At 34.2% G+C, this 3,200-nt stretch carries 4 protein-coding genes; 3 read left to right on the top strand and 1 reads right to left on the bottom strand.

Annotation, left to right across the window (positions count from 1 at the left end; all coding sequences use genetic code 11):
- Positions 1-216: 216 nt before the first annotated feature.
- Positions 217-633 (top strand): VOC family protein, encoded by a 417-nt coding sequence (locus AB3X49_RS20095; protein ID WP_002127537.1) that lies wholly within the window; start codon positions 217-219, stop codon positions 631-633.
- Positions 634-700: 67 nt separating this feature from the next.
- Positions 701-1,579: an SDR family oxidoreductase gene (locus AB3X49_RS20090; protein WP_002032284.1), complete on the top strand. Its 879-nt coding sequence runs from the start codon at positions 701-703 to the stop codon at positions 1,577-1,579.
- 174 nt (positions 1,580-1,753) lie between these two features.
- Here AB3X49_RS20090 and AB3X49_RS20085 read toward each other — a convergent pair whose 3' ends face one another.
- Entirely contained in the window at positions 1,754-2,407 is a 654-nt protein-coding gene (locus AB3X49_RS20085; protein WP_367964320.1) for a CPBP family intramembrane glutamic endopeptidase, read from the bottom strand.
- Positions 2,408-2,805: 398 nt separating this feature from the next.
- On the opposite strand from AB3X49_RS20085, the gene AB3X49_RS20080 reads away from it, so the two are divergent.
- Positions 2,806-3,009 (top strand): hypothetical protein, encoded by a 204-nt coding sequence (locus AB3X49_RS20080; RefSeq protein WP_367964317.1) that lies wholly within the window; start codon positions 2,806-2,808, stop codon positions 3,007-3,009.
- Positions 3,010-3,200: the final 191 nt, after the last annotated feature.

Here is a 3,200-nt window from a genome sequence, read left to right as displayed (position 1 = left end):
GAATAGCCTTGTTTGTATGTATTGCTCTTATTGATTCACAATATTATTGTTTAATTACAAAAAAATCGTTACGTTCATGATCTGCCATTAAAAGGGCATTTTCTTGAATATGGATAAGAGAATGGGTTATTTATATGTGAATTAAAGGTAATTCAGAAGATGTTATTTCGTTTTAGTATGTGGAAATATTACTCAACATTATGGAGGAGATCGATTATGAGCAATACACAGACATTACGAGGGCTAACCACAGTTAGTTTTTGGACAGATAATCTAGCAGCCGCAAAGAAATGGTACGCTGACCTATTAGGAAGTGAACCATACTTTGAACGTCCAGGATATGCCGAATTTCGCATTGGCGACTACCAACACGAGCTAGGTTTAATCGATAGCCGTTATGCGCCAGCTGATTCAGTGACCGGCCCATCTGGCTCTATAGTGTACTGGCATGTTGATGATGTAACAGCAACTTTCAATAAGCTACTGTCTATGGGAGCAAAAGAATATGAGGCACCTACAGAGCGCGGCGTGGGATTCATCACGGCTTCCGTAGTTGATCCCTTCGGAAACATATTAGGCGTTATGTACAATCAGCACTATTTAGATGTGCTGATTTCGAACAAAAAAGCATGAACTTCGCTGCTGCACAACGAGGTACCGAAAATAATTATACTTGATTATAAAGAGTAAGGAGAATCACATGAAACCATTACAAGGTAAAGTAGCAGTTGTGGCCGGAGCAACACGAGGCGCCGGAAGAGGTATTGCGATGATGCTTGGTGAAGCCGGTGCAACTGTATATGTAACAGGAAGAAGTACAAAAGGGAATTTATCCTGTATGGGAAGAACTGAAACGATTGAAGAAACGGCAGAGCTTGTTACAAAGCAAGGCGGAAAAGGAATCGCAGTTCGTGTTGATCATACGGTAGAAGAAGATATTAAAGCATTATTTACAAAGATTCAAGACGAACAAAATGGACAGCTTGATATTTTAGTAAACGATGTTTGGGGCGGCGATCCTTTAACGGAATGGGAGAAACCTTTCTGGGAACACAATCTACATAACGGACTACTTATGCAACAAAGAGCTGTTCATTCTCATATAATGACAAGCCATTACGGTGTACCATTAATGGTGAAAAATAAAATGGGACTTGTTATTGAAATTACAGATGGAGTCGATTATCAATATCGAGGTAATTTGTACTATAGTTTAGCAAAAGTCTCAACAATTCATTTAGCAGAAGCTATGGCGAAAGATTTAGAACAACACAATATTACAGCTGTCGCAGTTAGTCCAGGATTCCTTCGTTCAGAAGCGATGTTAGATATATTTGGTGTAACAGAGGAGAATTGGCGAGAAGGAGCTAAACAAGACCCTCATTTTATCGCATCAGAAACTCCTTTCTTTGTTGGAAGAGCAGTAGCAGCTTTAGCAAGTGATCCAAATGTTCATGAAAAAACGGGACGAGCGTTAAGTTCATGGGAATTAGGAAGAGAGTATGGATTTACAGATATGGATGGAAGACGCCCAGATTGGGGGAAATATTTTGAGGAGAATGTTTTGAATCAAAATTAATGTTTTTAGAGCACTCAATAGCTGAGTGCTCTTTTTCTTTATACTGTACATAAATAATAAAGTCCTCTTAAAAATAAAGTGAAACTTTAATCAGTGTGGAGGTGTCCATTCTCCACTGATTATTAGCCTTCACCAATTGGGCGTTTACTGCCCACAAATAGAGGGATAAAATAGTTATTTAAAAAGCATTGGTACAAATGAAATACAGTCAAAAATAAAGTGACAAATCCAACTTACCCAAATACTTTTTGAATTTTTCCATATATAATTTAGTGCTAATCTAATTGGGATTATAGTTATTAATAACTGCATTGGCACAAAACCATAAGCTGGAATATGCCACAAAGCGAACAACAAACTACATATTAATGATGCCGTGCCAAATTTTAATCCTAATTTTTGTAATGCGATAATTATATTAGTGCAAATCAACTCTTCACCCATTAACATAAAGGGTACACGGAATAAAATCATAGAAATACTTATTACTTCAGCAACGGAATTTTTAGTTGCAGGTTCAAAAATGTAACTGAATATTAAGTTGGAAGCCATACCTATGATAATTGTTAAAGGCAAACCCCAAAGTAATGTCTTGATATTAAAATGTTTAAATTGTTCTAATGATATTTTTCCTAAAAAATAGTATCCTATAATTCCACATAATACAAGATTCCATAAAGCTTCAAGAATCATTCCCAATACTTCAGGTATATTATCTCCTAACACTGCGAAAAGTTGATATACAATCCCGGAAATAATTAATAATCCCAAAGCCAAAAGGGATTTTGAATCAATTTTCTTCTCTGTTTCTATAATCTTTGTTTCCACAACAGCCCCTTCTTTCTTATTATTTCATTGATTACGAATATATAATAGCACATTGTTCTCCAAAATAATGGTAATTGAGACGATCATAATAATTTTATTTTTCCAAATCAGTAAGTCCAAGATTAGGAGATTCCTTGCAAGAATCATTTAGACCAAAACCTATTATTAATGTCGTGATTGAAATAAAGCAATTATTAAACAAAAATAATAATCGCCCATCAAATTTATGAGTAGGCGATTAATGTATTTCTAAGAACAAAATTAAACAACTTTATTATCTTTACACATATATCGCATAAAACATTTTTTAACTTTATTAAATATATAGGGAATCATTACCAAAAAAATGATATCCTTAAAGTATAGTCTATATTTTGTATAGGAGGGTGATGGAGTCTATGGCGGTACGTATAGTCGATGATTTACAACAATTCTCTTTATTACTTATGTTTTTGAGTACATTAATATTTTACAGATACTTAAAGAAGATTAAACGAGAGAGAAAACTGACTTCTTTCGAATGGACAATGTATTTTGTCACTCAATTCGCGACTTCCATTTGGGCAATTATTTATTGTATTAAATTCTTGTCTGAATCGTAAGTTACATTAAGCCATTTTAGTTTACTGGGTTATTGTTATCTATTAGGGATATAAATATAGTCCGTATCTAAGTCAATGACGACATCGCTCTTAATGTCTTCTTGTAATGACTTTGTAATGTTTTCAAAATGATAACGTACACAAAATAAATTTATAAGCTCCTCATTAGATAACTCTTCATTTTTTAGGTT

Source organism: Bacillus sp. C30, assembly GCF_040838255.1.
In the GTDB taxonomy this organism is placed as follows: Bacteria; Bacillota; Bacilli; order Bacillales; family Bacillaceae_G; genus Bacillus_A; species Bacillus_A mycoides.
This window is presented reverse-complemented; position numbering and strand designations above follow the sequence as displayed.

What these genes read in the sequence shown, in the direction of transcription:
- AB3X49_RS20080 (WP_367964317.1), top strand. Translation starts at nt 2,806, where the DNA reads ATGGCGGTACGTATAGTCGATGATTTACAACAATTCTCTTTATTACTT.
- AB3X49_RS20090 (WP_002032284.1), top strand. Translation starts at nt 701, where the DNA reads ATGAAACCATTACAAGGTAAAGTAGCAGTTGTGGCCGGAGCAACACGA.
- AB3X49_RS20095 (WP_002127537.1), top strand. Translation starts at nt 217, where the DNA reads ATGAGCAATACACAGACATTACGAGGGCTAACCACAGTTAGTTTTTGG.